Annotated in this window: 14 protein-coding genes and 1 pseudogene; 7 read left to right on the forward strand and 8 right to left on the reverse strand. The window is 72.6% G+C overall.

The genetic code is table 11. The annotated features are described in order from the left end of the window. Positions 1–11: 11 nt before the first annotated feature. From DRB96_RS39695 to DRB96_RS39710, 4 genes are read right to left on the reverse strand one after another with little or no spacing between them, the layout of a single operon-like run. Positions 12–725 carry a hypothetical protein gene (locus tag DRB96_RS39695; RefSeq protein ID WP_112452741.1) on the reverse strand — a complete coding sequence of 238 codons (714 nt, stop codon included), beginning with the start codon at positions 723–725 and terminating at the stop codon, positions 12–14. Further along, positions 725–1,828 carry a hypothetical protein gene (locus tag DRB96_RS39700; protein ID WP_112452742.1) on the reverse strand — a complete coding sequence of 368 codons (1,104 nt, stop codon included), beginning with the start codon at positions 1,826–1,828 and terminating at the stop codon, positions 725–727. The genes DRB96_RS39695 and DRB96_RS39700 overlap by 1 nt, the downstream gene beginning before the upstream one ends. Continuing rightward, positions 1,825–2,922, reverse strand: coding sequence for a hypothetical protein (locus DRB96_RS46150; RefSeq protein ID WP_112452743.1), 1,098 nt, complete (start codon positions 2,920–2,922; stop codon positions 1,825–1,827). Before DRB96_RS46150 ends, DRB96_RS39700 begins: the two co-directional genes overlap by 4 nt. 49 nt (positions 2,923–2,971) lie before the next feature. Then, on the reverse strand, positions 2,972–4,156 hold the full coding sequence (locus DRB96_RS39710) for a hypothetical protein (RefSeq protein WP_112452744.1): 1,185 nt from the start codon (positions 4,154–4,156) through the stop codon (positions 2,972–2,974). Positions 4,157–4,575: 419 nt separating this feature from the next. On the opposite strand from DRB96_RS39710, the gene DRB96_RS39715 reads away from it, so the two are divergent. From DRB96_RS39715 to DRB96_RS39730, 4 genes are all read left to right on the forward strand, one after another. Beyond that, positions 4,576–4,794, forward strand: coding sequence for a helix-turn-helix domain-containing protein (locus tag DRB96_RS39715; RefSeq protein ID WP_112454340.1), 219 nt, complete (start codon positions 4,576–4,578; stop codon positions 4,792–4,794). Positions 4,795–4,859: 65 nt separating this feature from the next. Continuing rightward, complete coding sequence (locus DRB96_RS39720) at positions 4,860–6,053, forward strand: site-specific integrase (protein ID WP_162688539.1); 1,194 nt, start codon at positions 4,860–4,862, stop codon at positions 6,051–6,053. A gap of 22 nt (positions 6,054–6,075) precedes the next feature. Then, positions 6,076–7,248: an exonuclease SbcCD subunit D gene (locus DRB96_RS39725; RefSeq protein ID WP_112452746.1), complete on the forward strand. Its 1,173-nt coding sequence runs from the start codon at positions 6,076–6,078 to the stop codon at positions 7,246–7,248. Next, a complete protein-coding gene (locus tag DRB96_RS39730) occupies positions 7,245–10,616 on the forward strand; it encodes a DUF4153 domain-containing protein (protein ID WP_112452747.1) in 3,372 nt (1,123 codons plus the stop codon). Before DRB96_RS39725 ends, DRB96_RS39730 begins: the two co-directional genes overlap by 4 nt. 87 nt (positions 10,617–10,703) lie before the next feature. Here DRB96_RS39730 and DRB96_RS39735 read toward each other — a convergent pair whose 3' ends face one another. Further along, positions 10,704–12,257 (reverse strand): MFS transporter, encoded by a 1,554-nt coding sequence (locus DRB96_RS39735; protein WP_112452748.1) that lies wholly within the window; start codon positions 12,255–12,257, stop codon positions 10,704–10,706. Positions 12,258–12,398: 141 nt separating this feature from the next. Between DRB96_RS39735 and DRB96_RS39740 the strand changes: the two genes are divergently transcribed. Further along, on the forward strand, positions 12,399–12,998 hold the full coding sequence (locus DRB96_RS39740; protein ID WP_112452749.1) for a TetR/AcrR family transcriptional regulator: 600 nt from the start codon (positions 12,399–12,401) through the stop codon (positions 12,996–12,998). Positions 12,999–13,115: 117 nt separating this feature from the next. On the opposite strand, the pseudogene DRB96_RS39745 reads toward DRB96_RS39740, so the two are convergent. Next, positions 13,116–13,328 (reverse strand): annotated as a pseudogene (locus DRB96_RS39745) (TRIC cation channel family protein); the annotation flags it as partial. Positions 13,329–13,449: 121 nt separating this feature from the next. On the opposite strand from DRB96_RS39745, the gene DRB96_RS39750 reads away from it, so the two are divergent. Continuing rightward, a complete protein-coding gene (locus tag DRB96_RS39750) occupies positions 13,450–16,365 on the forward strand; it encodes a hypothetical protein (protein WP_112452750.1) in 2,916 nt (971 codons plus the stop codon). 32 nt (positions 16,366–16,397) lie between these two features. After that, entirely contained in the window at positions 16,398–18,587 is a 2,190-nt protein-coding gene (locus tag DRB96_RS45540; protein WP_239517826.1) for a hypothetical protein, read from the forward strand. Between the two features lie 10 nt (positions 18,588–18,597). Here the strand turns inward: DRB96_RS45540 and DRB96_RS39760 are convergent, their stop codons facing one another. Both DRB96_RS39760 and DRB96_RS39765 read right to left on the reverse strand, forming a co-directional pair. Next, positions 18,598–19,404, reverse strand: a complete 807-nt coding sequence (locus DRB96_RS39760) for a glycosyltransferase family A protein (protein WP_112452751.1) — start codon at positions 19,402–19,404, stop codon at positions 18,598–18,600. A 16-nt stretch (positions 19,405–19,420) separates the two neighbouring features. Continuing rightward, positions 19,421–20,536 (reverse strand): hypothetical protein, encoded by a 1,116-nt coding sequence (locus DRB96_RS39765; protein WP_112452752.1) that lies wholly within the window; start codon positions 20,534–20,536, stop codon positions 19,421–19,423. Positions 20,537–20,541: the final 5 nt, after the last annotated feature.

The raw sequence follows: 20,541 nt of genomic DNA on the forward strand, positions 1-20,541 counted from the left end.
GGAGGGTCTCCTCAGCTCTGGGTGCCGTACATCATCAGCGGCTGGGCGTAGACGAGCCCGGTGCCGCCGGTGACCATGGCCTGGACCTCGACCTTGACCAGGCTGCCGAAGCGGCCGGTGAAGTCGTCGGTGACCTTCTCGGTGCGGTCGAAGATCGCCCCGGTGGTGACCGGGTCGCCCCACTGGACGCCGTCCACGAGGATCCGTACCTGCCCGGTGACGCCCGCCGCGGCCGCGGTGTAGCAGTACACGCGCAGGCGGGGCTGCCACAGCGGGTTGAAGGAGCGGGCGATCGTGGTCCAGCCGGTCGCGTTGGTCTGCGGCCAGCGGGCGGTGGCGGTGTCCTGCGGCGGCAGCATGGCCAGCCAGGGGCGGGCGAGGCCGCCGGTGACGACGTCGTCGGAGAAGACCTCGTGGTTGTACGCGTCGAAGATGCGGAAGGCCTGGTCGTAGGTGTTGGCGGAGCCGTTGCGGATGCTCAGCGCGGTCTTGCCGCTCTGCCGCTTGATCTCCATGCCGTACTCGGTGGAGGACCAGAAGCCGACGCCCAGGATCCGGGTGCCGCCCGGCTCCTCCACGGACAGCGAGCCGCCGTCCGAGATCTTCAGGGCGCCGCCGCTGACGGTGTTGAGCGCGGGGCGGGTGTTGACGGCGGTGGACAGCTGCTGGATGCGGCGTTCCATGGCGGTCAGCCGATCGATGATGTCCTCGGGCAGCTGGGGCATCAGGCCTCCTCCAGATAGAGATCGGCGGTGTCCGGGCGGCCCCGCTCGGGCGGAGTGACCTTGACGCCGATGATGCGGTAGCGGGCGTCGAGCCCCTGGGGGTGCCATTCGTCGGTGATCCGGATGCGGACGGTCCGACCGAGCAGGGACGGCGGTACCTCGCTGCCCAGGCGGATCGTGACCTCGGGGATGACGACGGCCCCGCGGGCCTGGGCGAGTTCGCCGGCGGCGCGGCCGTTCAGGGCGGTCTTGTCGCTGATCGTGTTGTGGTCGGAGGACAGGTCGATCCGGGGCCAGCCGCCGGTGATCAGGTCGTCCGCGACCATCTCGTCCGAGCAGACCGGGCGCGACTCCTCGGCCTGGTTGCTGTTGACCGAGGCGCCGCGGGCCCGGGCGGTGGTGCCGCCGCGGGTCGCGTCGCGGGGGAAGGCGTACGAGAGGATCGCGCCGGGCCGGTCCAGGACCAGGTCGGTGACGCCCGTGTGGATGCGCGGGCTGCCGAGCCGCAGCCGGCGGGTGCGGGCACCGGTGACCGGGTCGCGGAAGACGGAGATCTGGTGCTCGATGCCGTTCTCGGCCGAGGCCAAGGCCTCGATGGCCTCGGAGTACAGGACCTCGTCGCCGTCGCGCCAGGACTCCTTGCGCAGGATCCCGGAGGTCTCGTCCCCGAAGGTGACGCCGATGTCGCCGCCCACCGAGGACTGCATCCGGCGCCACAGCTCCCGGACCAGCTCCAGCTGGTCGGTGGGGGCGGCGGGGCCGAAGGTGTCGCGGATGCGCCGGCGGCCCGCGTACGAGTCGAAGGTCGCCGCCTGGATGCTGAGGGTGATCACGCCCCGGCCGCTGCTCTGCAGGGTGCTGGTCCAGATGATCCCGCCCCACCACAGGTCGCCGCCGCGCTCCAGGTAGACGGCGGTGCGGCCCTCCTCGATCCGGCTGACCCGGGCGGCGAGGGCCGCGTCGGGCACCGGGATGTTGCCGGACAGGGCGCCCGGCTTGCCTATGTAGTCGTCGATGGACACGTCCCGCAGCGGGAGGATGTCGATGGTCCGGTCGGTCCGTACGTCGCAGAAGATCGCGCGGTACGGGGTCTCGGTGCTCACTGGGAGGCCGCCTCGTAGGTGGCGCTGCCGATGATGGTGTGGCCCGCGGCCCAGGTCCACGGGCTGACGGCGTCGGTGAGCCCGAAGCCGGCGATGGCGCCGCCGGTCGGCAGGCCGGAGGCGATCTCGAGTTCGAAGACGCTGGTCGAGGTGCAGCGGATCCGGGCCGTGACGCGGTCCCGCAGGCCCAGGGTCAGGTCGGCGAAGCCGATGCCCTTGGTGATCGCCGCGGCCTTGACCGGCAGCGTGAACCGCCAGTTGTCGTTGGTGGTGGCACCGGTGCCGAAGCTGGTGGTGCTGCCGAAGGTGATGGCGAAGTTCATGTGCACGGTGGGGCCCTGCTGGATCCAGCGCGCGAGGACTTCGGCGTTGCCGAAGGACGGCGTGCCGCTGCCGGTGGCGGTGCTCCACACCGGCGTCCAGTTCTGCCACACCGGCTTCGGCGGGTACGGCAGCCAGGCGTTGCCGTCCCAGCGCTGGAGGGCGCCCTCGATGTCCCGGTACTGGCCCGGGTAGGCCCCGATCGCGGTGTCGGTGGTGACCGGCAGGATGCCGCCGAGGCCCACCGTGGCCGTGCGCAGGCCCAGCAGGGCGGTGGCCCAGGCGATGCCGCCGGTTCCGGCGCTGGTGCCGGCGGGCACGGCGACGGTGTAGAGGGGGAGGGAGAGCGGCGGGGTCGCGGGGACGGCCGGGCTCGCCGCCGGAACGCCGCGGATCACCTCGACGGCGGCCTCGGTGCGGCCGGAGGCGTCGTACTCGTCGTCGTAGACGCGCAGCACGATGGGGTTGACGCGGGCGTACTGGGCGTGGCCGTCGGCGAAGGTCAGGTTCAGGGTCTGGGTGAGGGCGACCGGGTAGCCGCCCTGGCTGTCGGTGCCCTGGATGAGGGCCCGGCCGGGGTAGACGGTCGCGCCCATCGCGGTCGTGCCGACGATGGTGAAGCCGGAGATCCGCCACTTGCCGTCGCTCGAACCGGGCAGGATGCCGGACCGGCTGGCGACCGGGGAGGTGGGGGTGAGGGCGCCGAGCGAGGCGACGCGGGTGTCGGAGCGGGTCTGGCCGGTGATCGGGAGCCAGGCGGATCGCACGTTCACGGAGTTCTCCTTCAAAGCGGTGCGGGGTGGGGCGGGGTGCGGCCGGGGCTCAGTTCAGGTGGTCGACGCGGAGGAAGATGCTGTCGAAGTAGCTCTGCACGCCCGCCACGCTCGTGCGGTGCATCAGCGTCACCGTGTACGGGGCGTCAGCCGTGAGGGAGCCGAGCCGGATCGTGGTCGACACCGAGGAGGCGCGGTCTCCGTGGTGCAGGGCGGAGCGCTCGTCGTCCGGTTCCCAGACCACCGTGGCGCCCTGGGTCACGCGGACGCTGGTGAACCCGTACGCGTTGTTGTTGCCGACGTTCGTGGTCCGGGCCCCGAAGCTCAGCAGGACCTGGCCCGACGGCGACGCGTTGAAGGCGGCGCTCAGCGCGGAGACGCTCGTGCCCTGCAGGGCGGCGGAGTACGTGGTGGAGGTGGTGTAGCCGGCGTCCAGGCTCTGTACGTAGATCGGCGCGGGGAAGGCCGACAGCCAGGCGCTGCCGTTCCACCGCTGGAGCACCCGCTGCGGGGTGTCGCGGTACTGGCCGACGTAACTCGCGGTGCTCAGCGCCCCCTTGGGGGCGATGCCGCCGATCGCGGCCGGGTACGGGACCCAGGCGGAGCCGTCCCAGCGCTGCAGGGCGGTGTAGCCGTCCTGGTACTGGCCCGGGTAGGCGCCGTTGCCGGTGTCGCCGAAGGCGGGCACGATGCCGCCGACCGCGACGGTGGTGGTGCGCAGGTCCTTCAGGGCCCCGCTCCAGACGATGCCGCCCTTGCCGGCGCTGGCGCCGGCCGGGACGGCGATCTCGTACAGGGGCAGGGAGAGCACCGGGGTGGCCGGGGCGACCGGGGCGGCGGCGGGGGTGCCGCGGATGAGCTCGACCGCCGCCTCGTACTTGCCCGAGGTGTCGTACGAGGCGTCGTAGACGCGCAGCACGAGCAGGTCGACGCGGCCGTACTGGGCGTCGCCGTCGGCGACGGTGAGCACGACGCCCCCGTCGAGGGTCACCTGGTAGGCGCCCTGGGAGTGCAGGCCCTGGATGACGGCCCGGCCGTTGCTGACGTTGAGGGTCATCGCGGACGCGCCGTCCGTCCAGAAGCCCGCGACCCGGTGCAGACCGCCGTACGAGCCGGGCAGGATCCCTGACCGGGCCTGCTGCGGGTTGAGCGGGGTGGTGGCGCCGATCTGGCTGACGCGGGTGTTCTCGCGGGTCTGGCCGGTCGGGGAGAGCCAGCTGGTGTGGAGCGGCATGGGGAACTCCGTTCGGGGAGGTCGGGGAGCTGTCCCTTATCAACATCTGACCCTTCCCACCAGCGCGGACACCGCCAGCAACCGCGCGGCCTCCTGCGCATCCGGCGACCAGGCCCGCGCATCCCCCACCAGATCACTCACACACCGTCAACGAGCCTGAACTCAAAGCGTTTCGGATCAATATCACTCGATCCGTGAATTCGTAAATCCCAGATTTTCCGGATCATTGGATCTGTTCGCAGTGGCTGTGCTTGGCGGTGGAGCCATGCGGATGCATGAACCCGACTGGTTGCCCACAGCTGCTGTTGGATCCATGCGCCATGTTCGACGTGGCGAGGCTTGTCTCCCATCGCTCGATGGCGGTTCGGCGAGTTGCATGGACCCTTGGGTGCAGCATATCTCCGGCACTCGGATGAATGATGGTGGATATTGTGGCTGCCCGGAATATTGGAGATGGAGTGCCGGGAGGAAGTAATCGACTCCTCACGCCTGCAGAGGTTGCCGGATGGCTAAAAGTGAGCGAGGTAACAGTCAAGAACAAATATCGAACCTGGGGAATTGAAGCGCAAAAGGTCGGGCGCCTGCTCCGGTTTCGAGAGCGCGATATCGTGGCTTATCTCGATTCGCGGTATGGCTAAATAGCTGTGTGGGCCACAGGTGGACAGGGGGCAAGGTTTTGGCGGCGGTGTTCCAAAAATGCAAGGTGGATGAGAAGAACCATAATTTCCCATGCGAAAAGGTGCGGTTTGGGCATTCCTGGACCGTTCGATACCGGGAGCCGGGAGGTCGAACGGGGCGGCAGCGGGAGAAGACCCTTCCTTCTAAGCGGGAGGCGGCAGATTACGGTGTGAAGGTCGAGAATGACAAGCGTGAACATGTTTATCTGGATCCCGATGCCGGGAAGATCCTCGTCAGTGTGTATGCGGTCGATTGGTTGGCGCGCCGAGCAATTAAAGATACCACCAAGCAGAATTATGCCCGATTCTTCAGACTCCACCTGATTCCTCATCTTGGCTCGAAGTCGTTGATTAGCGTCACGGCCCGCGATGTTGAAATTATGTGTACTGCCATGGTTGAGCGGGGTCTCTCGCGTAGAACTGTCTATCATTCGATGATGGTTCCGCTGCGGTCGCTATTCAACTCCGCAGTTAACGAAAAGCGAATACCTGAATCGCCAGTGGCTCGTGCCGCGCTACCGAAGGTTAAGACCAAGCGGGTTGACGAGAAATCTCTTCCGGATGGCAAGGCGGTCATGTCCGTTGCGGGGGAGATCCGCCCAGACTGGGCAATCTCCATCTGGCTGATGGCGGGTTGCGGTCTGCGAATTGGTGAAGTCTTGGCCCTGCGGCATGCGGATTTCGAGGGGGGGACAGTTAGGCTCCGTCGTCAGTTCGTGAGACTTCAGCGGGCCGGTGTATATGTAGCCGAGCTGTCGCCGCTGAAGGCTCGTGAAGAGGGCGAGTGGCGCGATGTGCCTGTTCCTCCCTCTGTCTTGGATGCTGTAAGGCGGCATGTAGACAAGCACGGCCTCGGTCGCGACGGCTATCTCATGCACACCCATCAGGGTGGCGAGGTGCTGGATTCGAACTACCGGATCGACTTCCGGAATGCGGTCAAGAAGGCTGGCTTCGGCGATGAATCCTGGACGGCCCACACACTGCGGCATTTCTTTGCCAGCAGCGCCATCGCCGGCCGCGTGTCGCTGCTGGAGGTTTCCCGATGGTTGGGGCACGCCACGATCCAGATCACCGCTGACATCTATGGTCACCTGACCCCGGACGCCGGTGGCAGACTGAGGTCTGTGATGGATCAGGTGCTGACTGGCGTTAGCGTGGTTGGTGCTGACCACGGCGCCCGTGCTGGTTCGGTGCTGGTTTCGGAGGCGGAGGAACGGTAAACGTGCAGGTCGGAGCGATATCTTGAGGATTCTGCACACCTCCGACTGGCACCTGGGGCGGTCCTTCCACCGCGTGAACCTGCTCGGCGCCCAGGCCGCCTTCATCGACCACCTCGTGGAGACCGTCCGCGAGCACGAGGTCGACGCCGTCCTCGTCGCCGGTGACATCTACGACCGGGCCGTGCCCCCGCTGCCCGCCGTCGCCCTGTACGACCAGGCCCTGCACCGGCTCGCCGACCTCGGCGTGCCCACCGTGATGATCTCCGGGAACCACGACTCCGCGCGCCGCCTCGGGGTCGGGGCCGGGCTGATCGGCCGCGCCGGGATCCACCTCAGGACCGACCCCGCCGGGTGCGCCGACCCCGTGGTGCTGGCCGACGTACACGGTGACGTGGCGCTGTACGGGCTGCCGTACCTGGAGCCCGCACTGGTCAAGGACGACTTCGGCGCCGGCAAGGTGAGCCACGAGGCGGTCCTGGGCGCGGCCATGGACCGGATCCGGGCCGACCTGGCCGGCCGTGCTCCCGGAACCCGCTCGATCGTCCTCGCCCACGCCTTCGTGACCGGCGGGCAGGCCAGCGACAGCGAGCGCGACATCGCCGTCGGCGGGGTCGAGGCCGTGCCGGCCTCCGTCTTCGACGGGGTCGACTACGCCGCCCTCGGCCACCTCCACGGCTGCCAGACGATCAACGAACGGGTCCGCTACTCCGGTTCCCCGCTCGCCTACTCCTTCTCCGAGACCGACCACCGCAAGACCATGTGGCTCGTAGAACTGGGACCGGAAGGGGAGATCGCCGGCGCCGAACGCGTCGACACCCCCGTGCCCCGCGGCCTCGCCCGGGTCCGGGGGCCGCTGGAGGAGCTGCTCTCCGAGAGCGCGTACGCCCGGTACGAGGACTGCTGGCTGGAGGCCACCCTCACCGACCCCGTCCGGCCCGAGGACCCCATGGCCCGGCTCGCCGCCCGCTTCCCGCACACCCTCAGCCTCGCCTTCGACCCCGAGGGCCGCGCGCAGGACGGGGCGGGCAGCTACGCGCAGCGCCTCAAGGGCCGCAGCGACCAGGAGATCGCGGAGGACTTCGTCACCCACGTGCGCGGCGGCGGCGGTTTCGCGGACGAAGCCGAACGGGCCGTGCTCCAGGGCGCCTTCGAGGACGTCCGGGTGGACGACGGCCGGCAGGAGACCCACCGATGAGGCTGCACCGGCTGCGGATCACCGCCTTCGGCCCCTTCGCCGAACCGCAGGAGATCGACTTCGACGGCCTCTCCGGCGCCGGGATCTTCCTGCTGCACGGCCCCACCGGCGCGGGCAAGACCTCCGTCCTGGACGCCGTCTGCTACGCCCTCTACGGCTCGGTCCCCGGCTCCCGCCAGGCCCCCGGCACCAGCCTGCGCAGCGACCACGCGGCCGCTGACACCCCGACCGAGGTCACCCTCGAACTCACCGCGGGCGGGCGGCGCCTGGAGATCACCCGGCGCCCCGAGCAGGACCGGCCCAAGAAGCGCGGCGCCGGCACCACGAAGGACAAGGCGCAGAGCTGGCTGCGCGAGTACGACGGGGAACACTGGCGCGCGCTGAGCCGTTCCCACCAGGAGATCGCCGAGGAGATCGAGCAGCTGCTCGGCATGAGCCGCGAGCAGTTCTGCCAGGTCGTGCTGTTGCCCCAGGGGGAGTTCGCGCGCTTCCTGCGGGCCGACGAGGTGGCGCGGGGCCGGCTGCTGGGCCGGCTCTTCGACACCCGCCGCTTCGCCGCCGTCGAGACCCTGCTCGGCGACCGGCGCCGCAGCGCCGAGGCCAAGGTCCGCGCCGGTGACGAGCGGGTGCTGCACACCGCCCAGCGCCTCGCGCAGGCCGCCGGGACCGCGGCCGACCTGCGGGCCTGGCCGCTGCCCCGGCACCAGCCGGGCGACCCCGGGCTCGCCGGTGCGATCCGCGCCTGGGCCGCCGTCGCGCGCTGCTCCGCCCGGGAGCGGCTCACCGTCGCCGAGTACGCCCTCGCCGCCGTCGAGGGGCGGTACGCCGCGGCCCGGCGGGCCGCCGAGGACGCGCGGGAGCTCGACCGGCTGCAGCGCCGGCACGCCGAGACCGCCCGCCGCTCGGCCCTGCTCGCCGAGGCCGCCCCGGAGCGCGAGCGGGTGCGCGCCCTGCTCGACCGGGCCCGGCGCGGAGCCCTCGTCGCCCCCGCCCTGGAACTGCGCGGAGCCGCGGCCGGCGCCCACATGGCCGCCGCGCATGCCGAGTCCGTGGCCCGCGCGGAGCTGCCGCCGCAGCTCGCCGAGGCCGGCGCCGAGCAGCTGGCCGCCGTCGAGCAGCGGCTGCGCGAAGACCTCGGAGCCCTCGGGGCCGCCCGCCGCGCCGAGCAGCGCAGCGCCGAGATCGGCCGCGAACGGGCCGACCTGGAAAGGGAGTCGCGGGCCGCCGAGGAGCAGCAGCAGGAGACCGCCGAGTGGCTCGGCCGCTGGGAGGCCACCCGGGCCGCGCTGGCCGGGCGCGCGGACGCCGCCCAGCAGGCCGCGACGCTGGCCGAGCAGCTCGCCGGCAAGCTCGAACCCGCCCGGATGCACCTGAACGCCGCCCGGCGGCGCGACGCCCTGGACGCCGACGCCGAGCGGGCCTCGGGCGAACTGCTCACCGCCCGCGAGGAGTCGACCTCGGCCCGGGAGCGCTGGCTGGAGCTCAAGGAGACCCGGCTGCGCGGGATCGCCGCCGAGCTGGCCGCGGCCCTGGTCGAGGGCGAGCCGTGCACGGTGTGCGGGGCCGCGGGGGGCGGCGTAGCGGCCGGACCGCAGACCTCGGCACCGCAGACCTCGGTCCCGCAGACGTCGGCGCCGCAGACCTCGGTCCCGCAGACGTCGGCGCCGCAGACCTCGGTCCCGCAGACGTCGGCGCCGCAGACCTCGGTCCCGCAGACGTCGGCGCCGCAGGCCCAGGTGCCGCAGACCTCGGCGCCGCAGGTCCCCGCCCAGTCGGCTCCCGGCGGGCCGGCCCCGGTGCCGCCCGGGTGGGACCCCCGGGCGTGGCAGACCCATCAGCTGCGCAAGCAGCGAACTGCCTCGGGCGCCTGGTCGCTGGCCCCGCTCGCCTGGGCCGAAGCCGCCCGGCCCGCCGTCGCGGAGCCGATCCCGGCCGCCGTGCTCGGCGCGGCCGTCGCCTCCGGCGTCGCCGTGGCCCTGCTGCTCGGCGACGGGCTGGGCCCCGGTCTGCTCCTCGCCGTCGTGCCGGCCCTCTTCGGCGCGTACCTCGCCGCCCGCAGGGCCGGACGCACCGCCCGCCCGTGGACCGCGGTCTGGGCGCTCGGCTGTCTCGGGCTGCTCGCCGTCCCGGCGCTGCGGGACTCCGCCTGGCCCTCCACGCTGGCCCTGTTCGCCGCCGTCCTGACCGGCGCGCTGGCTCTGCACGGCAGCCGCAGCTGGCCTGGCATCCTGCTCAGCCCCGTCGGCTTCGTCGACTCCGCGGTCCTCGGCGTGCGCTGGCTGTGGACCGGGGTGCGCTCGCGGGGCAGCGGGAACCGGGACCGCTGGCTGCCCGTCGTGAAGGCCGCCCTGGTGGCGGTGGCCCTGCTGGTGCTCTTCGGCGCGCTGTTCGCCTCCGCCGACGCCGCCTTCGCGGACGTGCTCAGCGGACTGACCCCCGACGTCAGCGGAGTGGACGGGCCCGTCCGCTTCCTGCTCTTCCTGCTGGGCACCGTCCTCGCGCTCGCCGTCGCCCGCACCGCCGCCGGGCCGTCCCGCTGGGACCGCATCGAGGTGGCGCCGGGCAAGGCGCGCTCCCGAGTGGAGTGGGCGCTCCCGCTCGTCGTGCTGAACCTGCTCTTCGCGGGGTTCAACGCCGTCCAGCTCACCGTGCTGTTCGGCGGCTACCGCGAGGTCCTCGCGGCCACCGGCCTCTCCTACTCCGAGTACGCCCGCCAGGGCTTCTGGCAGCTGCTCTGGGCCACCCTGCTCACCCTCGCCGTGATCGCGCTCGCCCTGCGCTGGGCCCCGCGCGGCGGAGCCGGCGACCGCCGGCTGGTGCGTGCCGTGCTCGGCACGCTGTGCGCGCTGACCCTCGTCGTGGTCGCCTCGGCGCTGCACCGCATGGACCTGTACGTGGACGCGTACGGGCTGACCCGGCTGCGCGTTTCGGTCGCGGGGATGGAGCTGTGGCTCGGCCTGGTCATCGTCCTGATCATGGCCGCCGGGGTGTTCGGCGCCCGCTGGCTGCCGCGTGCGGTCGCCGGGAGCGCGGTGGCCGCCGTACTGGCCTTCGGTCTGCTGTCCCCTGACGGGATGATCGCGGAGGGCAACGTCGCGCGGTTCGAACGGGCCGGCAAGATCGACCTGGCCTACTTCCAGTCCTTGTCGGCCGACGCGGTCCCGGGTCTGGACCGGCTGCCCGAGCCGCAGCGGTCCTGCGCCCTGCGCGCGATCAACGACGATCTGGCGGACGCGGGCGAAGTCCCCTGGTACGCCATGAGCCTGGCGGAGCGCCGCGCCCGGCAGATCCTGCGCGAGCGGCCGGTGAAGGCCTCGTACGAGGAGTGCAAGCGGCTGGGCACCTTCAGCACCCGGATCGAGTACTGATCCCGCGTACGGGATCACGTGGCAGGAGTACGAGGGCCCCGGCGCGGGATCTTCCCCGCGCCGGGGCCCTCGTACGGAACCTGCTGTTCAGGCCGCCGGACCGGCTTCGGCGGCGACCCCGTTGAGGGCCTCCAGGTCGCTCCTGCGCACCCGGATCACCAGCAGCGCGGTGACGAGCGCGACGCCGGCCATGGCCACGGCGGCGATGAAGGCGGTCGCGATCCCCCGGGTCAGGACGACGTCCCCCCAGGGGTCGGGCAGCCGCCCGGTCTGCCGGAAGAGCGCCGCCTGGGCCTGGTCGGCGTGCGCCATGAAGTCCGGGACCTGCTTCTCGGCCTCGTTCAGGCCGGCCGTGCCGAAGACGGTGACCAGGATGGACAGCCCCAGGGAGCCGCCGACCTGCTGGCTGGCGTTGAGCAGCCCGGAGGCCGCGCCGGCCTCCCGCGGCGCCACCCCGGAGACCGCTGTGAGGGTGAGGGTGACGAAGTTGAGGCCCATGCCGAAGCCGAACAGCAGCATCGGGCCCAGCACGCCGGAGAGGTACGAGCTGTCGGGTTCGATGAACGTCAGCCAGGCCAGCCCGATGCCGGTGAGCGCGGATCCGGCGACCATGAACGGCTTGGGGCCGAAGCGGGGCAGCAGGCGCTGCGAGAGCCCGGCGGCGGTGATGATGGCGACCGTGACGGGCAGGAAGCCGAGGCCCGACTGGATCGGGGAGAAGCCCAGTACGTTCTGCACGAACTGGACGATGAAGAAGAACATGCCGAACATCGCGGCGGCGAGGCTGAGCATGACCACGTACGTACCGGTGCGGTTGCGGTCGGCGAACATGCGCAGCGGGATGATCGGATCGGGGGCCCGGGACTCGATCAGCACGAAGGCGGCGAGCAGCAGCACGGCCACGGCGAACGAGCCGATGGTCAGGGCGTCGCGCCAGCCGTCCTGGGAGGCGCGGATGAACCCGTAGACGAGCGCGGCCATGCCGCCGGTGGAGGTGAGCGCGCCGGCGATGTCGAAGCGGCCGGGATGGCGCTCGGACTCGTTGATGTAGAGCGGGGTCAGGAAGGCGATCAGCAGGCCGATCGGCACGTTGACGAAGAGGACCCAGCGCCAGTCCAGCCACTCGGTGAGCATGCCGCCGGCGAGCAGTCCGATGGCGCCGCCGCCCGCGGAAACGGCGGCGAACACGCCGAAGGCGCGGTTGCGCTCGGGGCCCTCGGCGAACGTCGTGGTGATCAGGGCGAGCGAGGTCGGCGAGGCGATGGCGCCGCCGACGCCCTGCAGGGCGCGCGCGATGAGGAGTTGCCAGGGCTCCTGGGCGAAACCGCCGAGCAGGGAGGCCAGGGTGAAGATCAGGATGCCGGTCAGGAAGACGCGCCGGCGGCCGAGGATGTCGCCGGCGCGGCCGCCGAGCAGGAGCAGACCGCCGAAGGCGAGCGTGTAGGCGCTGATCACCCAGGACAGGTCCGTGGTGGTCATCTCCAGGTCGGTCTGCATGTGCGGGAGCGCGATGTTCACGATCGTCGCGTCGAGGACGACCATGAGCTGACAGGCGGCGATGACGGTGAGCGCCACTCCAGGACGCCCCTCGCGGCGGGCCGCGCCCGGTATTCGGGGTGTGGAGAGCTGAGGAGTCGTCACTGTGGATCCCCCCAAAGTGAAATAGTGAACTCGTGCGTTCACATCGAGCCACGGTAGGGAGCGGCCTTAGGGAACGCAAGCGTTCACTAAGGCTGTAAATACGTGCGAGGGACGCGCGGGCCGGGCGGAGGTACGGGAGCGATGGGTTCGCGCTGGTCGCAGGCGCCCGGGGTGCGCAGGCGCGGGCCCGAGCTCGAACGGGCGATTCTCGACGCCGCGTTGGAACAACTGGGCACGGTGGGCTGGAACGCGCTCACGATGGAGGGCGTGGCCTCCGGTGCGCGCACCGGAAAGGCGGCGCTGTACCGGCGCTGGCCCTCGAAGACGGACCTGGTGGCCGACGCGCTGCGGACGCGGCTGCCGCCGCTCGACCAGATCCCGGACCTGGGATCGGTGCGCGAGGACCTCTTCGCGCTGTGCGTGCGGATGCGGGACGTCATGCGCTCGCGCGCCGGGCAGGCGCTGCAGGCGGTGCTTCACGAGTGCGACCACGCTCATGCGCGCCGGTTCCACGGCCTGATCTGGTCCGGCCTGCACGAACCGGCACACCGGTTGATCGGTGAGCTGGTGAGGCGCGGAATCGACCGTGGTGACGTGCGGCCGGACGCCACTGGCCCGATCCTGGTCGAGGTCATTCCGGCGGTGATGATGTACCGCGCGAAGGTGTGCGGAAGTGAATGGCAGGACGCGGACATCGCGGAAATGGTCGACGAGGTCATGGTGCCGCTGCTCAGGGTGTGAGACGGGGAGGGGCGCGCGGACGGGGTGGGTAGGCATCGGCAGGGGCTGGCCGGGCGGGCGGGTGGGCTGGTCGTGCGGCTTCCCGGGCCGGCGCGCGGCCGCTGGGGGGAGGGAGGAGCCGAGGTCGCGGAAGGCGGCGGCGGGCGGGGGACCGATGACGAGGTCGCGGGACGGGCCGCCGCCGAGGGCCGTGGCGAGCGCGAGGACGACGAGGCCGAAGACGTCGAAGTTCTTGCGTACGGCGAGCAGGGCGCCGGCCGTGGCGAAGACGAAGAGGCCCGCGAGGTCCAGGCCGTGCTGGATTCCGGGCGGGAAGAGATCGTGGAGCACGGGCCCATTGTGCCGGTCGCCTGGCGGCGTGCCCAAACGGTGGGTCCCGGGCCGCGGGCGGCCTGGGCCCGGAGAGGAGAAAAAGAGACAGAACCCCAGCAACGCCCCCGGGGCCGACTCCATGGAGCTCGACGACGCGCCCACCCTCCCGTGGTACGCCCCCGGCGAGGGCCCCGGAGGAGAAGCCCAGCCGTACGCGTACGTCAACCCCGCCTTCGACGCCCTGGCCCGCAACGCCAGCCGGAGCCCGATGTCCGCCGCGGAGTACCAGCACCGGGTGAGCGAGAGCGTCCACCAGGGCCGCCAGATCTCCTACGTCGTCAACGCCATGGTCAGCCACCGGACCCTCACTGACTCTCCCGAGCTGCTCCAACGGTTCCTGCACCACGTGCAGGACGGCCTGCCCGAGCGGTACCGGGGCCGCGTCGGGGTGGTCGTCGCCGTCAACGGCGGCGAGAAGTCCGGGACGAAGTCGGAGGCGCTGAAGGCCACGAAGCGCGCGGAGGCGGCCGTCCGGATCCACGCCGCGGTCACGGCCGTCGCGGCGGGGACCTCGTTCTCCCTTCCGCTGGCCCTGGTTCCCACCCCGCTGGACCCCTGGCCCGACAAGTTCCCGTACGGAACCGCCCGCAACGCACTCCTCGTCAACGATGCCAACCGCCAGGCCCTGCACGCCTTCATGGACCAGGGAAGCCATCCGTACGTGGCCTTCATGGACTTCGACGACTACCCCCACCATGCACCGGACGGCACCCACGTCTTCGCCCAGCTGGACCGTCAACTGCGCTTCGACGAGGCTGAGGAGGGGGACGGGGTCGACCACGGCGACGCGAACGCGGAGTTCGCGGTGCCCCTCACCGACGAGCCGACCGAGCGGGACTTCAGGCCCCTGTCACCGCAGGAGATCGCGGCCCAGCCGCCGGCGAACCTCCCGCCGCTGCGCCCGTACCTGATGTCGGGCGGCTACTTCACCCCCGTCACCCCGGAGGGGAAGGCCCGGCTCCTGCGGGACACCGCGACGCGGGTGCGGGAGAAGAACGACGAGGCCGCGGCGGCGTACGAGAAGCGGCTCGCCGACTTCGAGAAGGGGCAAGCCGCCCAACAGAACCAGGAGACGGCGCAGGAGCCCCCCGTCCGGCCGACGCCCCGGACCTCGCCGAACGACTTCAACCATCGGGACGTGCTGAAGTTCGTCCACGCCGTCCAGCGCGACATGAGTGCCCGTGACCGCCAGGCGGCCATCGCCCCCCAGCTCCCCTACTCCCCCGAGCCGAACCTCTTCGTCGACGGCCCCGCCCTCCTGCTGGAGAGCAACGCGGTCGAACCGGTCCGCTTCGGCACCGGCGGGGGCGAGTTCCACGAGCTCAGCGAAGGCCTGATGGAACTGGCCACCTGGGAACTCGCCCGGGAACTCGGGACGGGGAACACCCCCGCCCCGGGGACGCCGGCCCGTGCCGACGGCTACGAGCAGGACATCGCTCCGCTGCGCAGCGCCGCCGAGAACCTGGTGCCGCCCACCCGCGGTCTCGCCTTCCACACCGGTTTCCGCCACAACGCCACCCAGACCGACCTGTCCCGACTGCTCGCGGGCAAGCTCGTGGGCGCGTTGCCCCAGGACCACGAGGGGCTCCCCAATCCCATGAACCGGCTGTTCAACCGCGCCGAGGGGGACGAGTACACCGCCCGTGGCGAGGAGGTCAGGAAGATGCGCGCGGGCCTTCGGCTCTCGGCCGTCCGCACGGGGCTGGACGGGGGCGCGGGCCGTCCGAAGTCCAAGAAGGCGCAGGCCCGTACAGCTCCGCAGGCGGACCCGCTGCGCCCCCTGTTCCACCCCGGTGGACGCGTCTGGAAGTCACTGACGTCGAGCTCCGCCCCGCCCGCCGGTGAGCCGGGCCCCCGCCTGCCCCGGGCCGAGACCGAGGCGCCGCGCGACACCGGCCTGGGCGACCCCGCGAAGCAGCGGATCAGCCGCGCGGTGTCCCGCGCCGTTCCCGGCCACCCGCACGTCTGGGCGGGTCTCGATCCGACGCAGATGCGCCTGCACGCCTACCAACTGGCGCTCAGCGACGACACGTCGGCCTTCCTGCGCCACATGCGCCACTTCGCCCGGACCTACCTCGTCCGGCCGCCGACGCCTGCCGCCGACTCCGTCGGGGGCCGACTGGCCGAGCGGGACCTGCTCGCCGCCGCCCGGTTCCACAAGCCGCAGGGCTCCTTCCTCGCCGCGCTCAGCGAGGCCTTGCAGCCGTCACCGCAGCCGCAACAGCCCCCGAACCGGCCCGCGGACCCGGCCGATGGCACCTCGACGGCGCCACGGACCCTCCACGCGGACCCGCTGACCTGGAACGAAGTCCTGCGTCCCATGTTCCGGCACGTCTACCTGCGGTACGCGTCGGTCTCGGCGGTGAAGGAACTGACCAACCGACTGGTCGCGCAGGGCACCCCCGTCAACGACTTCTTCGTCCGCCTGACGACCGGTCGCGTCCATCCGTTCGACCAGACCCCGGCCACCTACGCGGAGCACGACGCCGCCACGCCCGACGGACTCGACGCCACCGCGCGCTTGCTGCTCGGCCTCTACGCCGACGCCCTCGGCCGGAGCATCCACCTGACGACTCCGGGCGGCATGCGGCACACCGTCGCCCCGTCGTCCCCGGGCACCTACGGCGATGGCGGCGCCGCACCGCTGGACATCCGCTGGAACGCCGGTGACGGCGGATGGGCCGCGCACCGGCCCGCAGCGGCGCCCGAGCGGTCCGGAGCGCCGGGCAAGCGCACCCGGGCCGACGACGACGAGCGGCGTGGGAGGCACGGGGGCCCGGAGGGGAGCGGCGGCCGGCAGCCCAAGGTGCAGCGGGGCCTGTCGCTCATGGAGGAACTCAGCCTCGACGGCGACACCCCGGGACCCGCCGGCTCCGGGAACCCGGCCCGCCCCGGCCGGGGCCGGTCGGACCTCTCCGAATCCGCTTTCGACCGCCTCTCCGGCCGGAACCGGGGCTCGGGTGGTTCGAGCGCCCGCCCCAGGGGCTCATCATGATCACATCAGGGCCGGCGAGGACGGGAGAACCAGTGCGACAGGGTGGCGACGGACCGGCGGAACGGCCCCCGCGCGGCGGCATGTCCGGGCGGCTGCTGCGCCGGCTCGGACGCCGCGTCAGCGGCCCGGAGCAGGGCGCGGCGGTGGGGGGTTCCGACTCCGGCACGGGGGCGCCGGCGCAACCGCCGCGCACCGTACGGGACGAGTTCCCCCACCGCTACCTGCTGCGTTCCTCGGCCGTACGGGACTCCCCGGTCCGCGGCCTCGTACGGGAACTGCCCGCCGACGCCCGCCGGCCCGCGGTCGTGGTGGACGTGCCGCCGGCGGCCGCCGGCAACCTCGGCGAGGAGCTGGGCGGCCTGCTGGCCCTCCTGCGCGAGGAGGAACCCCTCGCCGTCCGGCTGGTGCTGTCCGGGGCGGCCGCCCCGGCCGCCGGTGGGGACGGTCCGCTGGCCCAACGCCTGGCCGACGCCTGGGAGGTGACCCTGGAGGCTCCCGACGCTCCGGCCGTGCTCACCCCCGGCGGCCTGCTCTACGTCACCGAACCCGCCACCCCCGGCGGCGGCTGGTGGCGGTTCGCCCCGGGGGCGGCGCCCGAGGCGTTGGGCACCCGGCTGCCCGCCCCGCGCTGGCAGCGCGCCCTGGTCCGCGTCCCCCTGGGGCCGGTCGGCGCGTGCGTGGTCCGCGCCGTGCCCGCCGGGCTCGCCCTGTACCCGGCGGACACCGCCGCGCCGCGTCCCGACGATCCCGCCTACGCGGTCGCGGTGCACCCCGACCGGCTGAGCGTGCTGCTCGGTGCCCCGCGCGCGGAGCCGGTCGCCGCGGAGGACCTGGCCACCCTCCTCGCCGGTCTGCCCGCCGAGCCGCGCCGCTCCCTGCGGCTCGTCCCGGCCGACGGCCGTGAGGCGGTCGCCCTGGCCGAGGAGGTCTGCGACCTGCTCGGCACCGAGATCGAGGTGTGCCTGGGGCTCCCCGTCGCCGCCTCCGAGAGTGAAGGCGGCGGTGAGGCCGGGGCCGAAGCCGATCCCGATGCCGATGCCGGACGCGTGCGACTGCTCTCCCCGGAGGGGGAGTTCACCTGGCCCGCGCTGCTGACCGCCCTGGTCTGCTCCCCCACCGGGGAGGACGGCTCGCGCCCCGCGCCCCGGCCCTCCGCCTGGGCGTTCCCCCCGAACGCGGGGACCCCGGGGGCGCGGCCGGCGACCCTGCGGCTGCCGTCCGGCGTCTGGGCGGTGGCGGTGCGCTCCGGGCTCTGGCTCGGCACCACCCCCGAGGCGCCGCCCGAGGTACGGGACCGGGGCGCGCAGGCCCGGGCCCTGCGGGTGGAGCTGGCACCGGACTGCCTGGCGGACAAGTCCGTGCGCGAGGGCTGCCTGAAGGACCTGAGCGCGCTCCTGGCCGGTCTCGACGCGGCGGCCCGTACGCACACCGAGCTCGCGGTCTCCGACGGTGCGCACCCCGAAGCGGTCGCCGGACTGCGGCGGTTCGCCGTCCGTACGGGGCTCACCCTGGCCCCGGCGCCCCGCCCCGCCATCACGGCGGCACCCGCGGAGGTTCCGCCCCTCGTGTGCAATCCGGACGTCAGGATGTGGCGGGGCTGCGCCGGACTCCTCGTCGCCGCGCTCGGCGCCCCCCTCGACGGGGGCGGCCGGGTCGGGATCAGCGTCCCCCTGCTCCACGAGGAGGACGGGACGCTGCACCACTCGCTGCGCCGGGAGTCGCGCGTGACGCGCGCCCTGGGCGAGGCGGTGATCGGCAACCGCCGGGCCGGCCGCTTCCCGCTGTGGAGCGAGCTGGTCACCGATCCCGCCGCCTACCGGCGGGCCACGGTCGCGGACTGGGCGACCGGGGCGCTGATGGCACTCTCCCGGGAGTGCCTGGACGCCTGTGGCGCCTGGGACGAATCGTTCTTCTTGTACTCGGAGGAGACGGAGTACTGCCTGCGGGCCGGCGACCGCGGCTTCGCCACCCGCCTGGAGCCCGCCGCCGAGGCCGTCCACCTCGGCGGGGACTCGCAGGTGTCGCCCCGGCTCTGGACCCTGCTGACCCTCAACCGGGTGCGGCTCTACGGGCGCCGCCACGGGCCGGCGGCCACCACCGCCTTCCGGGCGGCCGTACTGCTGCGCGAGACCTCGCGGGCCGCCCTCGGCCGGCCCGCGAGCCGGGCGGCGGCGCGGGCCCTGGCCAGCCCGACCGCGCTGCGCGCCACCCCCGGGCCCTGAACCCGCCGGGTCACCCGGAGGGCGCCGGACCGTCCCAGGCGGTGTAGAAGCTCTCCGGGTTGACCAGGTAGCGGACCGTGGGCCGCGGCACGTGGCGCACCTCGTGGCGGCGGCTGTAGCGGCGTACGAGCTCCCAGTCCTCGCGGGGCAGCACCTCGGGGGTGCGCCGCAGCCGGCTGAAGTACAGCGACCGGTTGCGGCGCGCCACGAAGGCGTTGGTGTCCAGGAACGCCTCGTGGGCGGAGCGCCGGCGGTCGAACGGCACCGACAGCACGTCCCGTTCGGTACCGTCGGGGAGCACCCGGCGCAGCGCGGTGTACACGGCGTCGGGACCGCCGGCCGGCTCCAGGACCGCGAGGGCCTGCTCCAAGTGGTCCGGCTCCCACAGGTTGTCGTCGTCGAGGAAGGCGACGTAGCGCGAACGGGTCAGCCGTATCCCGACGTTGCGCACGACACCGGCCGTTGCCGTGTTGCGGTCCAGCGACACCGCGAACAACCGGGGATCCGCAGGCAGTTCGGGCAGTCCCGCGCCGTCGTCCACCACGATGACCACCTGGTCGGCCACGGTCTGGGCCAGGGCCGAGAGGACCGCGGCGCGCAGCGCCTCGGGGCGCCGGTGGGTGGCGATCACGGTGGCGACCAGGGCGGTCGGCGGCCGGCCGGTCAGGGCGGCGAGCCGGACGGTCTCGGCGTCCTCGAAACGGCGCAGCCGCACGGCGGAGGGGGCGAGCAGGAGCTTGTTCCTGGCCTCGAAGAGCACCAGCCAGCCGAAGGCCCGCTTGAGCAGCTCCCAGGGGGCCCGGGCGATGCGGCGCATGATGTCCTTCCGGTCTTCAGGGAGTCGGTTCGGGGACGACGGGCCGGCCGTCGCTCGTGCGGTTGCCGCTCCAGACGTTCCCCGCGCCGCCGGCGTTCCAGGCGGCGACGGCCCCGTAGGTTCCGCTGTTGGGGTGGTACTGGGTGGAGAACACGTTGTCCGTGACCTGGATGCCCGTCGCACCCGGGCCGCCCCCGTAGAGCGCGTACGCCCCGCCGGCCAGCCAGTTGCGGTCGACGATGACGTTGGAGACCACGCCGGTGTCGGCGAAGAGCCCGAGGGCCGCGCTGGCGCCCCGGTCCACGGGGACCGCGTTGAGCAGGGTGTTGTGGCGGATGGTCAGCCGGCCCTTGTTGCCGCCGCCGCTGATGACGGCGTCCGTGTGCTGCCACTCGCCGCCCAGGTTGCGGAAGGCCGCGATGTCGTGGACGAAGTTGTCGTGCAGGTTGCCCTGGCCCATGGACAGGGCGTTGCCGAACACCGAGATGTTGCACCAGCCGACCTCGATGGAGCTCTCGCCCATGTTGGAGACCGCGTAGTTGACGCCCCCGTTGTCGGGGCCCTTGCCCGGGATCGCGGTGATCGTGGTGTGCAGGACCCGCAGGCCCTTGAAGCCCGGACGGAGGTTCACGCCCCACCAGTTGGCCGAGGTGATCTTGCTGTCGATGATGGTGACGTCGTTCGCGTAGACGTCCAGGGAGCCCTTGATGTCCCAGCCCTTGATGACCATCCCGTCCGTCTTCACGGACATGTTCCCCGTGTCGTGCCGCTCCAGCCCGATCCGCGGACCGGTGGTGCGCGCATCGGGGAAACCGCAGGCGCCCGGCGAGGCCGAGGTGCAGGCGGGCGCGGCCGGGGACGGCGGCGCGCTGCCGGCCGGCGGGGGAGTGGCGGAAGGGGACGGCGGCGCGGTCTCCGAGGGGCTCGGACCGACCGAAGCGGAGGGGTCCGCGGAGGGCTCGGGGGTGACGAGGGCGCCGTCCTCACCGGGACACTGAAGGGCGCTGTCCGGGCACGAAGCGGCGGAGGACTCGGTGTTCCCCGTCCGCTCGGCCTGGTAGAGGGCCAGCCCGGTGACCAGGAGGACCCCGGCCAGCAGCCAGGCCCATAAGCGTCTGCGATGACGTGCCATATGAC

This window comes from Streptomyces sp. ICC1 (assembly GCF_003287935.1).
GTDB lineage: Bacteria > Actinomycetota > Actinomycetes > Streptomycetales > Streptomycetaceae > Streptomyces > Streptomyces tritrimontium.

Bases quoted from the DNA above. Each gene is read 5' to 3' on its own strand.
- DRB96_RS39695 (WP_112452741.1), bottom strand. From the start codon at position 725: ATGCCCCAGCTGCCCGAGGACATCATCGATCGGCTGACCGCCATGGAA.
- DRB96_RS39710 (WP_112452744.1), bottom strand. From the start codon at position 4,156: ATGCCGCTCCACACCAGCTGGCTCTCCCCGACCGGCCAGACCCGCGAG.
- DRB96_RS39715 (WP_112454340.1), top strand. From the start codon at position 4,576: ATGGTGGATATTGTGGCTGCCCGGAATATTGGAGATGGAGTGCCGGGA.
- DRB96_RS39730 (WP_112452747.1), top strand. From the start codon at position 7,245: ATGAGGCTGCACCGGCTGCGGATCACCGCCTTCGGCCCCTTCGCCGAA.
- DRB96_RS39740 (WP_112452749.1), top strand. From the start codon at position 12,399: ATGGGTTCGCGCTGGTCGCAGGCGCCCGGGGTGCGCAGGCGCGGGCCC.
- DRB96_RS39750 (WP_112452750.1), top strand. From the start codon at position 13,450: ATGGAGCTCGACGACGCGCCCACCCTCCCGTGGTACGCCCCCGGCGAG.
- DRB96_RS39760 (WP_112452751.1), bottom strand. From the start codon at position 19,404: ATGCGCCGCATCGCCCGGGCCCCCTGGGAGCTGCTCAAGCGGGCCTTC.
- DRB96_RS39765 (WP_112452752.1), bottom strand. From the start codon at position 20,536: ATGGCACGTCATCGCAGACGCTTATGGGCCTGGCTGCTGGCCGGGGTC.